The organism is Wolbachia endosymbiont of Nomada ferruginata, assembly GCF_001675785.1.
Taxonomy (GTDB): Bacteria; Pseudomonadota; Alphaproteobacteria; order Rickettsiales; family Anaplasmataceae; genus Wolbachia; species Wolbachia pipientis.
The window spans coordinates 1-338 of sequence record NZ_LYUY01000208.1; the positions used below are offsets into that span (position 1 = coordinate 1).

1 protein-coding gene is annotated in these 338 nt (G+C 36.4%); it reads right to left on the reverse strand.

The window, feature by feature from the left end; translation table 11 throughout:
• Nucleotides 1-337: DUF2924 domain-containing protein (locus BA053_RS06450; RefSeq protein ID WP_065106884.1), on the reverse strand; the 337-nt coding region annotated here is incomplete at its 3' end.
• Nucleotide 338: the final 1 nt, after the last annotated feature.

Here is a 338-nt window from a genome sequence, read left to right on the forward strand (position 1 = left end):
ATTCTTCTCTGTAGATTAAACCCTTATCTGTTACCATTACTGCATGCGTCTCTTCACCTCTCTCTAATATTAATTCTGTCCCTTCTATTGGTAATTTATCGCTACTTATTCTTTTTCCCTTCTCTAGCCGATCTGCCAGATACTCTAGTCTTTTTGCTCCTTTTCTTGACATTTCTCCATATGCTTTTTCCTGCATTCTATAAGCTAATCTCGGTATCAGATATTTCTTTGAGTATTTAGGCGCCTCTTCCCCATATGCTTTCTTCCATATTCTTCTCAACTCTACCAACGCTTTTTTCTCTAAATTCATTACCTTCTTTTCTATTTCTTTCTCCATG